The sequence below is a fragment of the Paenibacillus lacisediminis genome (assembly GCF_046567315.2).
Genome location: NZ_JBKIAX020000003.1, coordinates 133,723 through 151,339 on the forward strand (window position 1 = coordinate 133,723; position 17,617 = coordinate 151,339).

Annotated in this window: 16 protein-coding genes and 1 riboswitch; of the genes, 14 read left to right on the top strand and 2 right to left on the bottom strand. The window is 54.4% G+C overall.

Translation table 11 applies throughout. The features are described from left to right. Positions 1–164 precede the first annotated feature (164 nt). The 4 genes from ACLD72_RS06810 to ACLD72_RS06825 all read left to right on the top strand — a co-directional run bounded on the left by ACLD72_RS06810 (position 165) and on the right by ACLD72_RS06825 (position 3,970). Positions 165–1,724 carry an acyl-CoA synthetase gene (locus ACLD72_RS06810; protein WP_411001166.1) on the top strand — a complete coding sequence of 520 codons (1,560 nt, stop codon included), beginning with the start codon at positions 165–167 and terminating at the stop codon, positions 1,722–1,724. A 441-nt stretch (positions 1,725–2,165) separates the two neighbouring features. Then, the gene (locus tag ACLD72_RS06815; protein ID WP_411001107.1) at positions 2,166–2,432 is read left to right on the top strand and encodes a hypothetical protein; all 267 of its coding nucleotides are present in this window, start codon (positions 2,166–2,168) and stop codon (positions 2,430–2,432) included. Positions 2,433–2,509: 77 nt separating this feature from the next. Continuing rightward, positions 2,510–2,652: riboswitch (cyclic di-AMP (ydaO/yuaA leader) on the top strand. A gap of 140 nt (positions 2,653–2,792) precedes the next feature. After that, positions 2,793–3,683 carry a phytanoyl-CoA dioxygenase family protein gene (locus tag ACLD72_RS06820; protein ID WP_251587745.1) on the top strand — a complete coding sequence of 297 codons (891 nt, stop codon included), beginning with the start codon at positions 2,793–2,795 and terminating at the stop codon, positions 3,681–3,683. A 116-nt stretch (positions 3,684–3,799) separates the two neighbouring features. Next, the gene (locus tag ACLD72_RS06825) at positions 3,800–3,970 is read left to right on the top strand and encodes a hypothetical protein (RefSeq protein ID WP_411001109.1); all 171 of its coding nucleotides are present in this window, start codon (positions 3,800–3,802) and stop codon (positions 3,968–3,970) included. A gap of 38 nt (positions 3,971–4,008) precedes the next feature. Here ACLD72_RS06825 and ACLD72_RS06830 read toward each other — a convergent pair whose 3' ends face one another. Further along, positions 4,009–4,449 (bottom strand): spore coat protein, encoded by a 441-nt coding sequence (locus ACLD72_RS06830; RefSeq protein ID WP_411001168.1) that lies wholly within the window; start codon positions 4,447–4,449, stop codon positions 4,009–4,011. A 219-nt stretch (positions 4,450–4,668) separates the two neighbouring features. Between ACLD72_RS06830 and ACLD72_RS06835 the strand changes: the two genes are divergently transcribed. The 10 genes from ACLD72_RS06835 (at position 4,669) to ACLD72_RS06880 (ending at position 15,863) form a co-directional block, all read left to right on the top strand. Continuing rightward, positions 4,669–5,232, top strand: a complete 564-nt coding sequence (locus ACLD72_RS06835; protein ID WP_411001111.1) for a spore coat protein — start codon at positions 4,669–4,671, stop codon at positions 5,230–5,232. Positions 5,233–5,409: 177 nt separating this feature from the next. After that, positions 5,410–6,249: an AraC family ligand binding domain-containing protein gene (locus tag ACLD72_RS06840; RefSeq protein WP_411001113.1), complete on the top strand. Its 840-nt coding sequence runs from the start codon at positions 5,410–5,412 to the stop codon at positions 6,247–6,249. Positions 6,250–6,384: 135 nt separating this feature from the next. Then, on the top strand, positions 6,385–7,377 hold the full coding sequence (mgrA, locus tag ACLD72_RS06845; RefSeq protein WP_411001115.1) for an L-glyceraldehyde 3-phosphate reductase: 993 nt from the start codon (positions 6,385–6,387) through the stop codon (positions 7,375–7,377). Between the two features lie 148 nt (positions 7,378–7,525). Next, entirely contained in the window at positions 7,526–9,082 is a 1,557-nt protein-coding gene (locus tag ACLD72_RS06850; RefSeq protein ID WP_411001117.1) for an ABC-F family ATP-binding cassette domain-containing protein, read from the top strand. Between the two features lie 515 nt (positions 9,083–9,597). Beyond that, entirely contained in the window at positions 9,598–10,317 is a 720-nt protein-coding gene (locus tag ACLD72_RS06855; RefSeq protein ID WP_411001121.1) for a YebC/PmpR family DNA-binding transcriptional regulator, read from the top strand. Between the two features lie 399 nt (positions 10,318–10,716). Next, the gene (gene pxpB, locus ACLD72_RS06860) at positions 10,717–11,478 is read left to right on the top strand and encodes a 5-oxoprolinase subunit PxpB (RefSeq protein WP_458475655.1); all 762 of its coding nucleotides are present in this window, start codon (positions 10,717–10,719) and stop codon (positions 11,476–11,478) included. Next, the gene (locus ACLD72_RS06865) at positions 11,475–12,485 is read left to right on the top strand and encodes a biotin-dependent carboxyltransferase family protein (protein WP_411001125.1); all 1,011 of its coding nucleotides are present in this window, start codon (positions 11,475–11,477) and stop codon (positions 12,483–12,485) included. Before pxpB ends, ACLD72_RS06865 begins: the two co-directional genes overlap by 4 nt. 43 nt (positions 12,486–12,528) lie before the next feature. After that, positions 12,529–13,326, top strand: a complete 798-nt coding sequence (locus tag ACLD72_RS06870; protein WP_411001127.1) for a LamB/YcsF family protein — start codon at positions 12,529–12,531, stop codon at positions 13,324–13,326. 544 nt (positions 13,327–13,870) lie between these two features. Further along, positions 13,871–15,175, top strand: a complete 1,305-nt coding sequence (locus ACLD72_RS06875; protein ID WP_411001129.1) for an XdhC family protein — start codon at positions 13,871–13,873, stop codon at positions 15,173–15,175. Further along, positions 15,168–15,863: an NTP transferase domain-containing protein gene (locus ACLD72_RS06880; protein ID WP_411001131.1), complete on the top strand. Its 696-nt coding sequence runs from the start codon at positions 15,168–15,170 to the stop codon at positions 15,861–15,863. Before ACLD72_RS06875 ends, ACLD72_RS06880 begins: the two co-directional genes overlap by 8 nt. Before the next feature lie 173 nt (positions 15,864–16,036). On the opposite strand, the gene ACLD72_RS06885 is transcribed toward ACLD72_RS06880, so the two are convergent. Beyond that, entirely contained in the window at positions 16,037–17,521 is a 1,485-nt protein-coding gene (locus ACLD72_RS06885; RefSeq protein ID WP_411001133.1) for an MFS transporter, read from the bottom strand. Positions 17,522–17,617: the final 96 nt, after the last annotated feature.

Here is a 17,617-nt window from a genome sequence, read left to right on the forward strand (position 1 = left end):
GCAAATCTTTTTGCAGGTTTTTTCACTTTTGGTATTAGAACCTGGTACTAGAATATGGTATAATGAGTTGATCAAATAGACTGGTAATTTCAGTTAAAAGGGGATAGATCAACTTGAACTATGAGCAATGGCTGGCGCCGGAGTTTTACAATATAACATCGGAGATGGAGAACCATGAGCCGGGGAAAACGGCTCTAAAATGGTTAAGCGAGCAAGGCGACTATGAGGAAATTACGTACGGAGAGCTGCTGGCCAGGGCCAACCGGCTTGCCGGAGGATTGTCGGGGCTCGGGTTAACTCAAGGGGACCGCGTGCTGGTGATGATGCCGCGGCATATTAATGCTTATGTGATTTACGTGGCTTGCCTGAAGCTGGGGCTGACGATCATCCCTTCGTCCGAAATGCTGCGGGCCAAGGACTTGGCTTACCGGCTCCGGCACTCCGGGGCGCGGGCGGTCATCGCCTGGCACAATGCGACCGGCGAGGCGGACAACATCGCTGAGGAACTGCCGGCTTGGGCGTTTCGCATCGCGGTGGCCGGCGGCAAAGAAACCGTGCCCGCTCCAGCCGGATGGATTATGCTCGATTCTTTGATGGACGGACAGCCGGACACCTTTGAGGCGGTACGGACTCACCGCGACGATATGGCCATTTTGGCGTATACGTCCGGAACAACCGGCAATCCGAAGGGCGTCGTGCAAAGCCATGGGTGGGGTTACGCGCATCTCAGGATCACCTCGGCCTGGCTGGACATCCGAAGCACCGATACAGTGTGGGCTACAGCCGCGCCGGGCTGGCAAAAATGGATTTGGAGCCCGTTCCTGTCGGTTTTGGGAAATGGGGCGACCGGTTTCGTATATCAGGGGGCGTTCCAACCGCATCGCTACCTGCAGCTTCTGGAGAACTACGGTATCCAGGTCATGTGCTGCACGCCAACCGAATATCGGATTATGTCGAAAACGGACGGGCTCAGCGGTTATAACCTGTCCGGCCTGCGCAGCGCCGTTTCCGCCGGGGAGCCGTTAAACCAGGAAGTAATCCGGAAATTCCGGGAGGAATTGAACATTACCATTCGCGACGGATACGGGCAAACGGAAAGCACGCTGCTGATCGGCAATCTGAAGGATACTCCGCTTAAGCAGGGATCGATGGGCAAAGCGGTTTCCCCGGGCGTGGCGGAGGTGGTCGACGAGCGGGGAATTCCGCTTCCGGCAGGACAAGTCGGGGATATTGCCGTTCACGTTAGCATGCCGGCTTTGTTTAAGAACTATTACCTGGATCCGGAGCGGAAACAACAAAACGTGCGCGGTGAGTATTTTATTACCGGGGACCGGGCGCGAATTGACGAAGAAGGTTATTTCTGGTTTGAGGGGCGCGGCGATGATATCATCATCAGCTCCGGGTATACGATCGGGCCGTTTGAAGTTGAAGAAGCGCTGATGAAGCACCCTGCGGTCAAGGAATGCGCCGCAGTGGCTAGTCCCGATGAAATTCGCGGGCATATCGTCAAAGCTTTTGTCGTGCTGAAAGAGGGGGTAGCGGGTTCACCGCAACTGATCAAGCAGCTTCAGGCTCATGTCAAAGCGGTGACGGCCCCGTATAAATATCCGCGGAAGATCGAATTTGTTGACGAGCTGCCAAAAACGAACACGGGCAAAATCCGCAGAGTAGAGCTGCGGGAGCGGGAGGAACAGGCAGCCTTGAAGGTGAAAAGCTCGATTTAGAAAAAAAGACCCCCGAGCTAAGGCAAGAAAGCCTTGATGTAATTTGGCAAAATCAACGGCGACTTCATCAATCAGTTTCGTGGTAAGAAGGACGGCTCGATGGGATCAAGTGCAAAAGTGCATTTGAATTTCCGCAAATTTCTGCTTTTGAGCGGTTGAAGTGCAAAAATACATCTCATTTGCGGCTATAGGATAAAAAAGCAGCTAATAATAGGAAATGAACTGCATATTTGCAGTTGAACCGCCTGTTTCGGGGAGTTTCGACGAAAATCGCATGCCCTTTTGCATTTCGTGCCGATTTCCCCCCTATTCCTTTTTCCAGCTCCGCATTCCATCGCTGTCATATGGGATTGGCAAAAGTTCGAACGCATATTGTTCCGGCCTTTTCCTCAAATTAGTAAGGAACCTGCATCATATCATCGTTTTGAGGAGGCTGAATACATGGCAAATCCTTATTCCAGCGTGCAATCGCAAAACCCGATCTCATCGGCCCAGCAGTCCGTTAAAAAAGCGCACCGGGCCGTAACGCAAGCCCAATCCCATCCGACTGAAGAAACAGTGGAAAATGCCTATAACGCCATTGAAAAAGCGGAAAAGGCCATTTCCCAAGCGGATGGGCGCATGAATCCGGAACCGCTGGAACGCGCCAAAGAAGATTTGCAGGAGGATCAGGCCGATTTGGCTGAAGCGGAAAGCCAGTTGCGGTAATAAGTACGGCGGCGAGGTTTTAGTGAAATCAAAAATATTACAGAACATGGGTTGACATGAACGCGAATTGCCTTTACTATAGACTCACGCTTAGTTTCCGGCTTACGCGGCCGGAAAACGGGGGAACCATTTTTTTGGGGCGAGTCATTCAGCAATGATTGTAGGGTACCATCTTACCCGAGCCCGTCAGCTAACCTCGTCAGCAGTGGATGGGTCTATATTGCCACATTAAGAGATCTTATTAGGCCCTTTTATAAGGGCCTTTGTCTGTTTTAAGGACCCTGCTGGCGAAGCTTTGCCTTCTCCAAGCGGAGGTCCTTTTTGTATGGACAAATATTTCTCATGAGGGGATGAGGAGAAATGAATACATTGGAAACGTCCGTAATTTTTGATCCAAAGGCGGATGCTTACCCTTCCCGGGTGTATGCCGAGCCGAGATGGCTTCCGCGGCAGGACCCCATCGTATATGGCGAGTGGACCGCGGAAAACGGGATCAGCAAGGAGCAATCGGATTTTTACGCCAAAAACGGTTATCTGTTCCTGGAAAACTTTTTCGGCGAAGCGGAATTAAAGGGCTATCAGGAGAAGGCACGGCGCTTGCGGGAAGCATCCCAGGATTTGACTTCCGATGAAATTATCCGCGTACCCGGTGGGGAAGAAGTGCAATCGATTTTTGCGATTCATCGGAGCCATCCGGTTTTTCAGGAGTTGTCCCGGCATCCGCGACTGCTTGCGATCGTTGAGTATTTTTTGGCGGGGCAGGCCTACGTCCATCAATCGCGGATCAATTACAAGCCCGCATTTACCGGCAAAGAGTTTTACTGGCATTCGGACTTTGAAACCTGGCACGTGGAGGACGGGATGCCCCGGATGCGGGCGCTCAGCTGTTTGATCGCGCTGGAAGACAATTATCCTTTTAACGGACCGCTTATGGTCATGCCCGGTTCCCATCAAATCTTCGTGTCGTGCGTCGGCAGGACGCCGGGGGATTCCTCCAGGGAATTCATCGCGCCCGATCAAGCGAGCTTAACCGAGCTGGCCAAGCGCTGCGGCATTGAAACACCGGTCGGCAAGGCAGGCTCGGTCCTGCTGTTCGACTGCAATTTGATGCACGGCTCCAACAGCAACATCACGCCATATCCGCGCAGCAACATTTTTATGGTCTATAACAGTGTGGAGAACAAATTGGCCGAGCCTTATTTCGGGAAGAAGCCCAGACCCGAATACATGGCGACCCGCACGGAATTTTAAGAAAAAAAGCCGTCCCGGCAGAAAGATCTGCCTGGGGACGGCCTTTTACATAAAGTAGCGCAAAATATCGCATAGTAATTTCAAACCACAACTTTCCGGGAAAGGAGTGACCTCAGGTGAGCAATAAAATTGAAGCCGTACGTGCGGATCATCAAAATTTTGTCGATAAGACCGAAGACGAGGTGAAGGCTGTGCCGGCCACCACGAATGTGAATGAAGCGGTCGAAGCCATTACCGGGCACATCAATAAATACGATGAACCTGAAGAAAAGGAACAACAGAAATAATGCACCAGTGATCTCGCCAGCGGCGAGATTTTTTCTTATTACATGTTCAACGCTTGATTGGCCATTTGCACATCATGGGCTAACAGTTCTTCCAAATTATACGCCGGATAGTAACCGTGTTGGTACATGAAGTTAAATATTTTGGTATGAAGGGCGATGGCGCCAAGCAGATGTTTTTGGAACGTTTCTTTTAATTGAGGGGTAGCCGTCTCCGTAATGGCGTTCGCGTAATTGCGTACGGAGGCTTTAGCGAAGCCAAGCAGGTTGGCCGCGTCAAAACCGGTCATATCGGGCGAAACGTTGCGGGCCATACCTGGAGCCATCGGATAAAATTTGAGCAATTCGCGTATATTGTGCTCCAAGGTTTTGATCGTTTCTGCATAGAGCGCTTTTAACGCCGGGTCCATCACCATCGGCAGTTTCTTTTTGAACGCCACCAAATTGGCGGCTTGCGAGGCGACAAGCTCATGCAGCTCCATTGTTTCATGCCAGGCTAGATGTTCCTGTTTCCATTCGTTGTTCACGATTTCACACTCCAATACTGGTATTAATCCACTATATGCATAATGGGCTTAGATGGGTATTTGTCTATGTAATGGACAATTTTACTACGGCTTCCGGCGATAATAGAAAACGATGGGGTGCATGCTAAAAGTGGTGATTCAGCAACCCAAAAAACCGAAGGAGGTACATGTTTCATGGAACTGGCCGCACACGAAGCACAGGATTTGAATGAACTCGCGTTAAGCTGCGTTAACTCGATTACGAATATGGCCTGTTTTATCAATCAAGCGCAGGACCCTGAACTGAAGGCGATGTTGCAAAAACATCTTCCGCTCCATATTCAGGACTACAACATGAAGGCAGAGTATTTAAGCAAAGCGGAAGGAGCCGCCGAGAAACTGCCGATTCCGGATTTGCAGCCGGTCCTGCAATCTTTTACCCAGGCGTCTGCGTCCCCTGTACCGGTCATGCCAAGAACCTCGATAGAGCAGTTTAACGATCGGGAAATCGCCACCGCTTATTTGCTGACCTTGAAACGGGCGGGCAGGGAGTACGCTTGGGCGGCCATGGAAATGAGCCATCCCGAAATCCGCAGCTTTCTGGAACATGCCTTCTGCATGAGCTCGCACCACGCTTATGACGTATGGCAATGGATGGTGAAAAAAGGCTTTTATCCGTTAGAGGCGGCTCCAATGACGACGATGAATACACTTGGTGCTTTTTACGAGAAGGTGCAGGAGCCGGTGGCGGTTCATTAGTGGTACGCCTAATCGAAGCGGGTTAAAAAGAGCGGGTATTCCAAGGAAACCAATAACCTTGGCAGGCCTGGCTCTTTTTTTTATGGGATCAACAAGTTGGAATCGCTTTTTGTGGTACAATGGCAGCGGATGCGGGCGCATTCAATTCCAATGCCGTGTGCAAAGAGGGTGCCGAGCTTGGCTGCGATTTTTCATTATAACCCGGATCGTCCGTTTCGCGAATCGCCGGAGCTGTATTTATGCTATTGGGGCAAGGAAGCCTGCGCTCCCCTGCATTCCTTTGGCCCGGGCGTGCGCGATGTTTATAAAATTCATTTTGTCCATGAGGGAAAAGGGAACGTTCGCGTGGAGGACGGCGAGACGCTGACGCTGACGGCGGGACAGGCGTTTATCGCTTATCCCGAGCGGGTCGTCTTTTACCAGGCGGACGCAGCACAGCCCTGGGTTTATTCCTGGATTGCCTTTTGCGGCGATCAGGCGGGGGAAATTTTGGCGCGGACGCGTGCCACCCCGGAGCAGCCGGTGTTTCCGATGGACACCCGGTTGATGCCAAAGCTGTACGAGCTTTTGAACGAGGCGGAGGAAAATGCGGCCACCCGCGATTTGCGTTTACGGGCCTTGTTGTACGAATTTTTTTCGGTGATGGTGGAGTTGGCTCCAGCTTCCGCACCGGGCCAAGCGGCGGTTCAAGTTCAGGCGAAGGATGTTTACGTTCACCGCTGTCTTGATTTTCTGCACAGCCATTACGGCGAGGAGATTTCAGTCGGTCAACTGGCGGCGATCGTTGGGCTGGACCGCAAATATTTATCGGCCATCTTCAAGCAGGCGACGGGGTACCCGCCGCAGCGGTATTTGCTGCAGTACCGGATGGAGCGGGCCTGCGGGCTGCTGAAAACGGGCCGGTTTACGATCGGCGAGGTGGCCCGTTCGGTCGGATATCAGGATGCGCTGCTGTTTTCGAAAATGTTCAAAAAAACGCTCGGCGTTTCCCCTTCGGCTTACCGGGAAAAACGGTAACGGGAACGGCTGGCGCCTTCGGAGAATGGATCGAGAGGAACAGACATTATGCCATATGAAACAGCCTTGTTGATATAGGGTTGAGCCGTGGCTTCGCTTATATTGTTCTTATGACCATTAAAGGAGGTACCAGCTATGACCTATCAGGCAGACAGCACCAGATACGAAAAAATGACATATAACCGCGCCGGCAGAAGCGGCCTGAAGCTGCCCGCCATATCCCTTGGACTGTGGCATAATTTCGGCGGCATCAATGTCCTGGAAAACGGGCGGGCCATGCTGCGCCGGGCGTTTGACCTCGGCATCACGCATTTTGACCTGGCCAACAACTACGGACCGCCGCCGGGATCGGCGGAGGAAACGTTCGGCAGAGTGCTCAGGGCAGACTTCCGCCCTTACCGCGACGAAATGATCATCTCGACCAAGGCTGGCTACTACATGTGGCCGGGACCTTACGGGGAATGGGGCTCCAAAAAATATCTCGTCTCCAGCCTGGATCAGAGTCTCAAGCGGATGGGCCTCGAATATGTCGATATTTTTTACCATCACCGCCCTGATCCGGATACGCCGCTGGAGGAAACGATGTCCGCGCTCGACCTCGTCGTGCGTCAAGGGAAAGCGCTTTATGTCGGGCTGTCCAACTATCGGCCGGAAGAAACGCGGGCGGCCGCGAAAATCCTTAAAGAAATTGGCACGCCATGCGTGATTCATCAGCCTAATTATTCCATGATGAACCGCTGGATCGAGGAAGGGCTGCAAGACGTTTTGCAGGAAGAGGGGATCGGTTCGATCGTTTTTTCGCCGCTGGAAAAAGGCATCCTGACCGACCGCTACTTGGGCGGCATTACCCCGGATTCCCGGGCGGCCGGGCCCAGCGTGTTCCTGCGTCCGGAGGATTTGACCGCGGAGCGGATCGCCCAGGTGCAGCGGCTTAATGATTTGGCCGCCGCAAGAGGGCAAAAGCTGTCGCAAATGGCGCTCTCTTGGGTGCTGCGAGACGGCAAAGTGACCTCCGCACTTATCGGCGCAAGCAAGGTCAGCCAGATCGAAGACGCGGCTCTTGCGCTGCAAAACACTTCGTTTACCGCCGAAGAGCTGGGCCAAATCGACGAGATTTTAGGATATTAGATGATCGGCGAAAAGCACCGTCCCTAAAGATCAGTTCGGGGAAGGTGCTTTTTTTATGGGCAATAATTTTGTCCGCCGTATTGAGTTGTCCTCCCGTTAACCTTTATAATATGACGAGTGTATCTTTTTGCGAGAAAGGTGTAGTTTCATGAGCATATTGAATGTAGAAAAGTTAAGTCACGGGTTTGGCGACAGGGCTATTTTTAGCGACGTATCCTTCCGGCTGCTGAAAGGCGAGCATATCGGCCTGATCGGGGCCAACGGCGAAGGCAAATCCACGTTTATGAATATCATCACAGGCAAGCTGCAACCGGATGAAGGCAAAATCGAATGGGCTCGCCGGACGCGCGTCGGGTATTTGGATCAGCATGCGGTGCTCAGCAAAGGGATGACGATTCGCGATGTTTTGCGCGGGGCGTTCCAGTACCTGTTCGATATGGAGCAGGAAATGAACGACATGTACGGCAAAATGGGCGAGGTGTCGCCGGAGGAGCTGGAGCGGCTGCTGGAGGAGGTCGGCACGATTCAGGATACGCTGACGAACCAGGACTTCTACATGATCGACGCCAAAGTCGAAGAGACCGCGCGGGGGCTCGGTTTGACCGATATTGGGCTGGATAAGGATGTTAACGATCTGAGCGGCGGACAGCGGACGAAGGTGCTGCTGGCCAAGCTGCTGCTGGAGAAGCCTGACATCCTGCTGCTGGACGAACCAACGAACTATCTGGACGAGCAGCATATCGAATGGCTCAAGCGTTACCTGCAGGAATACGAAAATGCGTTTATTTTGATTTCGCACGACATCCCGTTTTTGAACAGCGTCATTAATTTGATCTATCACATGGAAAATCAACAGCTGACCCGTTATGCCGGAGATTACGATCATTTCCAGCAGGTGTACGAAGCGAAAAAGCAGCAGCTGGAGTCCGCATATAAGCGCCAGCAGCAGGAAATCGCCGATCTGAAGGATTTCGTCGCCCGCAACAAGGCGAGTGTCGCGACCCGGAATATGGCGATGTCCAGACAAAAAAAGCTGGATAAGATGGAGATCATCGAGCTGGCCAGGGAAAAGCCGAAGCCGCAGTTTAATTTTAAAGATGCAAGAACGTCCGGGAAGCTGATCTTTGAAACGGCGGACCTGGTGATCGGCTATGATTCGCCGCTGTCGAAGCCGCTGAACCTGCGGATGGAACGCGGGCAAAAAATCGCCCTGGTCGGGGCGAACGGGATCGGGAAAACGACGCTGCTGCGCAGCATTCTCGGGCAGATTCCGGCGTTATCCGGATCGGTGCAGCTCGGCGATCTGCTGGAAATCGGTTATTTTGAGCAAGAGATGAAGGATGCCAACTACAACACATGCATTGAGGAAATTTGGAACGAGTTCCCATCGTTTACGCAATTCGAAGTGCGCGCGGCGTTGGCCAAATGCGGCTTGACAACGAAGCATATCGAGAGCAAAATCGCCGTGCTGAGCGGTGGAGAAAAAGCCAAGGTCCGCTTGTGCAAGCTGATTAACCGCGAGACAAATTTACTGGTGCTCGACGAACCGACGAACCACTTGGATGTGGACGCGAAGGATGAATTGAAGCGCGCGCTTAAGGCGTTTAAGGGAAGCGTTTTGCTGATTTCCCACGAACCGGAGTTTTACCGTGATGTCGTGACGGAAACGTGGAACTGCGAATCGTGGACGACGAAGATGCTGTAGGCTCTGAATACCGGCATTCCGTTGGAAACGGCCTGCTCTTTTACAGGGGGCAGGCTGTTTTTACTGTAAAAGGGGCAAAAGAACAGTCAGACGACGGGGTAGTCTCATATAACGTAATGAAGCCAAAAACCTATAGCGAGGTGAATCCAAATGAGCTGCCATTGCTGTCCACCCGTAACGATCGTTGCGCCGACGCAAGTCGTCGTCCAGGATATTTATGATCCCCAGCTTGTTCGAGTTATCCATCCGATAAGCATAGTGACTCGGCATCATTGTGTTCCCGTTTACGAGCATCTGGTCAAATACAATGTCGTTAGTGAGGCGCCCAAGGCGGCGGTTTGTTCCACGGCACCACGGCGGAAAAGAAAGCGGTAATGTCCTTTTTAAACAGCCCTCCTGTATATCAGGTGGGTTGTTTTTGTTTATGCCACATAAGAGGTCCTGAGAGAATAGTCCACAGCTTGAAAAAAATCGGTTATAATAGATAGGTACTAAACATAGAAAGTGGGAACAGTATGGGTCGCAAATGGAACAATATTAAAGAGAAAAAAGCTTCGAAAGACGCCAACACGAGCCGGGTTTACGCCAAATTCGGGGTTGAAATTTATGTGGCCGCCAAGAAGGGCGAACCGGATCCGGAATCGAACCGCGCCTTGAAAGTCGTGCTGGAACGGGCCAAAACCTACAATGTGCCTAAAGCGATCATCGACCGCGCTCTGGATAAAGCAAAAGGCAGCTCGGAGGAAACTTATCAGGAGCTCCGATACGAAGGCTTTGGTCCAAACGGCTCGATGGTGATTGTGGACACGCTGACCAACAACGTGAACCGTACCGCGCCGGAGGTGCGTTCCGCATTTAACAAAAACGGCGGCAATATGGGCGTCAGCGGTTCAGTTTCTTATATGTTTGACGCTACCGCGGTGATCGGGATGGAAGGAAAAACGATTGATGAAGTGTTTGAAATCCTGATGGAAGCCGATGTCGAGGTGCGCGATATCGTAGAAGAGGACGATTCGGTCATCGTATATGCTGAACCGGATCAATTCCACACGGTGCAGGAAGCGCTCAAAAACGCCGGAATCACCGAGTTTACGGTGGCCGAGCTGACGATGCTGGCGCAAAACTATGTAACGCTTCCGCAGGAGGCCGAGGCGCAATTCGAGAAGCTGATCGATGCGCTGGAAGATTTGGAAGATGTACAGCAAGTGTATCATAATGTTGAATTTGCGGACTAAACGAAACAAGACGAAAGGCTACATACTTGGGGAGCTGAGCGTCTCAAGTGGTGCGCTTCGGATGGAGACAGGCTGACAAGGAGGATTATCCTTGGACAGCCTGTTTGCTTTTTTTAAGCGATAGTATCCGTTAAAATTAAAGTGGCGTAACCTAGAAAGCGGTACTTGACAGCCAGCTACTGGAACCATCGGGTAGAAAGGCCAACCGTCGGCTGGAACGACGGATGGCCCGTCGTCTCGGGGAACCGTCGTCTCGACGAAATGTCGGCCTTCAAAATAGCGGCACTTTATGTACTTATTATCCGGAGCCAGGCAGGTTCATCATCATTAGCGGCATTTTTTGTACTTATTTTCCTATGAATGGTCCAGATTCGGATAGATGATTTTAGGAGGAATATGATGAACAACGAGGCTTTCGGCGCTGGCCATACAACGGGAACGGAAATCATTCCGCTGGGGGATTCCGCTCTGATCGTTAAGCTTGGAGAAGCGATTCAGCCGGCGGTGCACCAAAAAGTCAGGCAGTTGGCCGATTATCTTGAAAAAAATCCGTTCCGCTGGACGGTGGAATACGTTCCGGCCTTTACTTCGGTAACTATATATTACGACATCATGCAGCTGCTAACAGATAATAAAGAAGCCGGATGGGAGGGAGACGTATACCCGTTTAAACTCGCCGCCGCCCGCCTTCGCCACGTACTGAGCGAGTTGACAAATACCGCCCTCCCGCCGTCGAGGGTGGTTGAAATTCCGGTTTGCTACGGCGGAGAATTGGGCCCGGATTTAGCCGCAGTGGCGGCGCATCACGGTCTAATGCCCGAAGAAGTCATCGAGATACATACTTCGGCCGATTACCTGGTTTATATGCTTGGCTTTGCTCCCGGGTTTGCGTATTTGGGAGGCATGGCGGAACGAATAGCGACACCGCGGAGACAAACGCCGCGGCTGTCGATTCCGGCAGGCTCGATCGGTATCGCGGGGGATCAGACGGGGGTGTATCCGCTCGATACGCCGGGCGGCTGGCAGCTGATCGGCAAAACGCCGGTCGCGCTGTTCAAGCCGGGGCAAATGCCGCCAACCTTGCTGGAGGCGGGCGATACGGTGCGCTTTTACCCGATATCCCGGGGGCAATTTGACGCTTGGGAGGAGGATAAGCGGTGAGCCTTCTGATTCATAAACCTGGACTGCTGACGACAGTGCAGGATTTGGGGAGATATGGATTTCAGAAATACGGTGTGACCGTCGGCGGTGCGATGGATGCTTTTGCGTTGCGGATTGCAAATCTGCTCGTTGGCAATGAGGAGGGGGAAGCCGGACTCGAAATTACGATGATGGGCCCGGAGATCGTGTTCGAGCAGACGGCGTTAATCTCGATTTGCGGCGGGGACTTATCGCCCAAGCTAAACGGAGTATCACTGCCGGGATGGCGGACGATCCTGGCCCCCAAAGGCTCCACGCTAAACTTCGGTCCCATGAAGCAAGGCTGCAGAGCATATCTGGCCGTAAGCGGTGGGGTGGACGTGCCGGTGCAGATGAACAGCCGCTCTACCTATTTGCGGGCCGGCATCGGGGGATATCATGGGCGTGCGCTGGCCAAAGGCGACCGGCTTCCGGTCGGGAACATGTCTTTGCAAAGTCTCCATATGCTGGGCCTGCTGGCGCGGGAGGCGGAAAATAACTTGGGTGCCGTCAGCCGCTGGGCAGTTTCCGCCGACCTCATTCCTCCGTACGAGCCGAACCCGGTGATCCGGGTTATCGCGGGTGAGCAATACGATTTGTTCCGGGAAGAGAGTAAAGCGTTATTCATAAGCGAACCGTTTGAGGTATTGCCACAGTCCGACCGGATGGGATACCGTCTCAATGGACCTGAGCTTAAGCTGATGAAAACCGTGGAGATGATCTCCTCGGCCGTTACGATGGGAACAGTGCAGGTGCCGCCTGATGGCAACCCGATCGTGCTGATGGCCGACCGCCAGACAACTGGCGGATACCCGATGATTGCCCAGGTGGCTTCCATGGATTTGCCGCTGCTCGCCCAGGTGAATTTGGGCGGGAAGGTGAGATTCCAGTTGATCAGCTTAAGGGAAGCGCAGCGGCAGCTCATCGAACGCGAACAGGCCATCCTTGCTTTGCGTCAGGGACTCGGCCATTTGCAGCAGCGAAAATAAACCGGATCGTTGAATATACAATTGAAAGAGAGGCGAATGGACCATGAGCGTGGTGGACTTGAATTGCGACATGGGGGAAAGCTTTGGCGCTTATCAAATCGGCAGTGACAGTGAGGTGCTGAAGCATGTGACCTCCGCCAACATCGCGTGCGGTTTTCACGCCGGGGATCCGGCGACGATGCGGCAAACCGTAAAGCTGGCCTTGGAAAGCGGCGCGGCGCTCGGCGCGCATCCGGGACTGCCGGATCTCGTCGGCTTCGGCCGCCGGGAGATGAATATTTCTCCGCAGGAAGCTTACGACATGGTCGTCTATCAAATCGGCGCACTGTGGGGATTCGTGCGCGCGGAAGGAGTAAAGCTGCAACATGTGAAGCCGCACGGCTCCTTGTACAACATGGCTGCCCGCCATGCCGGACTGGCCGAAGCGATCGCCGAGGCGGTGTACAACGTCGATCCCGAGCTGATTTTGTTCGGTCTGGCCGGCAGCGAATTGATTAAGGCTGGGCAAAAAGCGGGGCTGCGCACTGCAAGCGAAGTTTTTTCCGACCGTACTTACCAGTCCGACGGTTCGCTGACGCCCCGCAAACAGCCTGACGCTTTGATCACCGATGAGCAAAAATCGATCAGCCAAGTGATTCGCATGGTGGCGGAAGGCAAAGTGATGTCCCAGCAAAACGTGGACGTGCTGATCCGGGCTGACACGATATGTATTCACGGCGACGGCCCACATGCCGTGGAATTTGCCGGCAAAATCCGCAGCTCTCTGGAGGAAGCGGGAATGGTCGTTCAACCGATCGGTTTGACGCTCGGACAAATGCTCGGACAAACAGAGTCGGGGTAAGAAAAACGTTCTATCGTCGACGTACATTTTGGGAAGGCAGGCCGAATTTAGAGGAAGTTTTCTCGCGATTATAGAATTGCACAGACTTCGGCCCTTTCTAAGCTGGGGATGCTGCTCTAACGGACACCAGCGACCTTATCCGCCTATTTCCCGGGCATTTCCCAGCCTAACGGACCCAGATGACGCTATTTCACTCTAAACGAGCTCACCCGGACCAATTTGAGGTAAATAGAGTCATCTCTGTCCGTTACATTTTGCAAACCTCCGTTTTTCCCCAGATAGAGCCTCTGGTGTCCCTTAGCTCCCGGATTCGCCCTTCATCCAGTTCCCCTTCATCCAGTTCCCCTTCATCCAGTTCCGCTTCTTCCAGTTCTCTCTCCTCCTGTCTTCCCTCTCTGCCTGCGCTTCGTCCTCTAGTATGCCGGAATTTTTATTCGCTAAAAAAATCCGGTCTATCCCATTCAAGATCCCGGCATATTTGGGCCAAAGACCGCGTACTGTTTATCGGCGATGCCGAATTGATACGGATGGAGATGACCTGAGCATGGAGGAGATAACCCGCTCGCTGCTCGCCTGCCGGAGAGATGGCCGGCCCTGCGTCGTAGCAGTGGTGATCAAAGTAGACGGCTCCGCCTACCGCCGGGAAGGGACGCGCTGCCTTATCCACGAGGATGGGGAAGTGACGGGCATCCTCAGCGGCGGCTGCATCGAAGAGGATTTGCGCCAGCACGCCGAGGGGGTGCTAAGTTCCGGCGAGCCGCTAAAGCTGTTCTACGACTTCCGGGTCAAAGGCGATGACGTCTGGGGGCATGGACTCGGCTGCAACGGGGCGATCACCGTTTGGTTGGAGCCGTTTGATCCGGTGCGCCATCCTAAGGCGGCAGACCGGATCTTATCCGACCTGCTGGGGCGCGCGAAAACGCGGGAGCCCTATGAGGCGGTGACGGTGATCGGTTCCTCCGATCACGCCGCCGTTCCGCCGGGCGCGCGCTGGGTTAGCCCCAGCGGGTCGTACGCCGGCCGGCTTGACGGCGGCCGGCCGGCCGGGCTGGTGCGAGACGTACACGGCAGCTCCCGGCTGGAGCTGCTGGTCGAGCGCATCGCACCGCGCCCGGAGCTGGTCATCGTCGGCGTCGGCGACGATGCCCGCGTGCTCTGCAGCATGGCGAAAATGCTGCAATGGCGCGTCACCGTCGCCTACCATGCGACGGAGAAGGCAAGCGAAAGCCGGTTCCCGGAGGCGGACGAACTGTTGATCATTCCGCGGCTCGCGTTTGACCAAGTGGACGTCAAAGGCAAATTCGTGGTGGTCATGTCGCATAATCTTGACTTGGACCGGGAGGCGGTGCGGAAGATGCTTACACCGGAGGTGGCTTATCTGGGGCTTGTCGGCTCAAGATACCGGCTGGAAAAAATATTGGAGCCTATAGGAATCGGGCGGGAACAGCCGCATAAGGCGGATAAAGCAGACGGAAGCCTTGGCGAAGCCGGGGGGCAGGGGACGAAGGGGGGAACGAAGCAGGAGAAGGAACAGAGGATGATGGAGCAGGGAACAAAGCATGAGACAGAACAGGGAATGGAGCGGGGCGAAGCGTATCGCAGCGGCATAGACAGCGTTCTCCTGGATAAGCTGTATTCTCCCGTTGGCCTGGATATCGGGGCGGAAACGCCGCAGGAGATCGCCATGAGCATCCTCGCGGAAATGTTGGCCTGCAGAAACGGCAAGTCCGGGGGATTTCTGCGCGACCGTAAAGGACTGCGGGCGGCATCCCCGCCCTCGCAGATTGCCGAAGCGCGCCCTGCGCCGCAGGAGCACTGCCGCCGTTCGGAGACCACTTGCCATGTCTGAAGCGGTAAACGCCGTTTGGGCGCTGATTCTCGCCGGCGGAGCGTCGGCGCGGATGGGGCGGCCCAAGCTGCTGCTTCCGGCGCCCCAAGGCCATGTGCTTCAGCAAACGGTTCATCAGGCGCTGTCGTCAGGAAGTTGCCGGGTCGCGGTGATCGCCGCCCAAAAAGGGCCGATCAAGCGGGCGCACCTGAAGGCCGGGCCGGAGCTGTGGGCGGGAGCCGAAGCAAGGATCGCATCGGGCTCAAACAGCGTCCAGCCGCCACCACTAGAGTCCGTGGAATGGCTGGAAACGGACTCAGCGGCCCGCGGGCTCGGCGCTTCACTGGCCGCCGGTGTGCGGCAGCTGCGGGCGCGCCATTCACCGGCGGCCATCCTGGTGCTGCTTGGCGATCAGCCGGAGATGAAGCCCGAGGCAATCCGCCGGGTGACCGATACGTTCCGGGAAACCGGAGCGTGGATCGTTCAGGCCCGCTACGAGGATCGTCCGGCCCATCCGGTATTGTTTGCCGCTCCGCTGTTCGCCGATCTGGCCGCGTTGAACGGAGACGTAGGCGCCAAAGAGCTTCTGCGCAAATACGGGGAGCGCATCGTTTATGCGGAGGCTCCCGGCCCCGCGCCAAGCGATATTGATACGCCCGAGGACTACCTGGGATATGTGCGGAAGGCTTTTTCCAAAAGTTCTATATGAATGAGGGCCGGGAGCAGCAATTTAAGGTCGTGGTCCGCAAGGATTTCTACTTGGATTTTATTTTGGCGCTGCTGAAACACCAGTTGTTGACCCGGGTGGAATGGACGTAATCCACAAAAAACAGAAAATCGCCGCTTCCCGCGCCTTTTGGGCCAGGATGCGGCGATCTTCTTTTATTGCTGCTGCGAACGAAGCTGTTCGCCGCGTACGCCGCGTTTGGCCGACCATAAACGCCAGCCCGTCAGCACCGCGGCCACCAGACAGATGGTCGCCGAGGTCATAAAGACGACGTGCATTCCGGAGAGGAACAGGTCGGGGCGACCTGGCACCAATCCCGTAACCCGCTGGCCGGCCAGGCTGCTCATGACGCCAAACAAGGTCGTGGTGGCGACCGTAATCCCGACCACCATGCCGATGTTGCGCACAAGCGAGTTGATGCTGCCGGCGATCCCCAGCTGCGTTCTCGGCACCTTGGACATGACCAGCGAATTGTTAGGCGATTGGAACAAGCCGCTTCCAAGACCGAGCATCGCGATCCATACGCCGACCAGGAAAATGGGGCTGCTGCCGTGAAGACCGGCAAGACCAACCTGGGCGACGACCATCACGATCAGGCCGGCGAAGGTGAGCAGTTCGGAACCGATTTTGTCCGACAGCGCACCGCTGAGCGGAGCGACGATCACCATCACGATCGGGAACAGCATCATCAGCAGCCCGGCTTGCGACGGAGAAAGGTTCAAAATGCTCTGCGTATAAAAAGGCGCGATAATATTAAAACAAAAATTGGCGACAAAGACGAGAAATCCGCACAGGATGCTTAAGCTGAACAGCGGATTTTTAAACAGCGACAGCTGCAGCATCGGTTCGGACTTGCGCGTTTCGATCCAGAGAAAAACGATAAACACTACGGCCGCTATGATCAAGGCTGCGATAATACGCGGGTCGCGGTAGCCGATTTGCTGTCCCAGCAGCAAGCCGGAGAACAAGGCGAGAATAAATAAAGGGAATAGCAGGCTGCCGGCTTTGTCGATTTTCACCCGCAGTTTGGTGCGGTCCCCAGGCAGCGTTCTCCAGCCGAGCACGATAGCGATGAGCCCTACCGGAATGTTGACCCAGAAAATATATTCCCAGCCGAGCGCGGACACGATGACGCCGCCCAAGCTCGGTCCGGCGATGCTGCCCAAGGATACGAACGTGCCGATCAACCCCAACGCCCGGCCCCGTTCATTTGCCGGAAAAATATCGGTGATAATGCCTTGGCTGTTGGCCATCGTCATCGATGCGCCCAGCGCCTGGATCAACCGCGACCCGACCAGCATCGTCAAAGAGGAACTGAACCCGCACAGCAGCGAGCCGACGGTGAAGAAGATCATACCCCACTTGAAAACTTTGATTTTTCCGACGATGTCCCCCAGTTTGCCGAAAAAAAGAATCGCCGCGCAAATCATCAATAAATAGGCGGTCACCACCCATTCCGCCTCCGCGACCTGCAGGTCCAAGCGCTTCGAAATGACCGGGAGCGCGATGTTGACGATGCTGCCGTCGAGCGTCGACATAAACGTGAACAGATTCAGCACGACCAGAATCAGCCAGCGCCGTTTTTGGATTTGCGGATCCTCCTGATAGGATACCGGGGCACCTTTACTTTCCGTTTGCATAAAATTTACACCTCTCTTGTTTCGGTAAACCCAATATTTGCATTTGTTGCGTCCGCAACTTTTTTTGCTGGTTTCAGTGTACTCCGATTTAGTTGC

Bases quoted from the DNA above. Each gene is read 5' to 3' on its own strand.
- ACLD72_RS06810 (WP_411001166.1), top strand. From the start codon at position 165: ATGGAGAACCATGAGCCGGGGAAAACGGCTCTAAAATGGTTAAGCGAG.
- ACLD72_RS06815 (WP_411001107.1), top strand. From the start codon at position 2,166: ATGGCAAATCCTTATTCCAGCGTGCAATCGCAAAACCCGATCTCATCG.
- ACLD72_RS06820 (WP_251587745.1), top strand. From the start codon at position 2,793: ATGAATACATTGGAAACGTCCGTAATTTTTGATCCAAAGGCGGATGCT.
- ACLD72_RS06830 (WP_411001168.1), bottom strand. From the start codon at position 4,449: ATGGAGCTGCATGAGCTTGTCGCCTCGCAAGCCGCCAATTTGGTGGCG.
- ACLD72_RS06835 (WP_411001111.1), top strand. From the start codon at position 4,669: ATGGAACTGGCCGCACACGAAGCACAGGATTTGAATGAACTCGCGTTA.
- mgrA (WP_411001115.1), top strand. From the start codon at position 6,385: ATGACCTATCAGGCAGACAGCACCAGATACGAAAAAATGACATATAAC.
- ACLD72_RS06850 (WP_411001117.1), top strand. From the start codon at position 7,526: ATGAGCATATTGAATGTAGAAAAGTTAAGTCACGGGTTTGGCGACAGG.
- ACLD72_RS06855 (WP_411001121.1), top strand. From the start codon at position 9,598: ATGGGTCGCAAATGGAACAATATTAAAGAGAAAAAAGCTTCGAAAGAC.
- pxpB (WP_458475655.1), top strand. From the start codon at position 10,717: ATGAACAACGAGGCTTTCGGCGCTGGCCATACAACGGGAACGGAAATC.
- ACLD72_RS06870 (WP_411001127.1), top strand. From the start codon at position 12,529: ATGAGCGTGGTGGACTTGAATTGCGACATGGGGGAAAGCTTTGGCGCT.
- ACLD72_RS06875 (WP_411001129.1), top strand. From the start codon at position 13,871: ATGGAGGAGATAACCCGCTCGCTGCTCGCCTGCCGGAGAGATGGCCGG.
- ACLD72_RS06880 (WP_411001131.1), top strand. From the start codon at position 15,168: ATGTCTGAAGCGGTAAACGCCGTTTGGGCGCTGATTCTCGCCGGCGGA.
- ACLD72_RS06885 (WP_411001133.1), bottom strand. From the start codon at position 17,521: ATGCAAACGGAAAGTAAAGGTGCCCCGGTATCCTATCAGGAGGATCCG.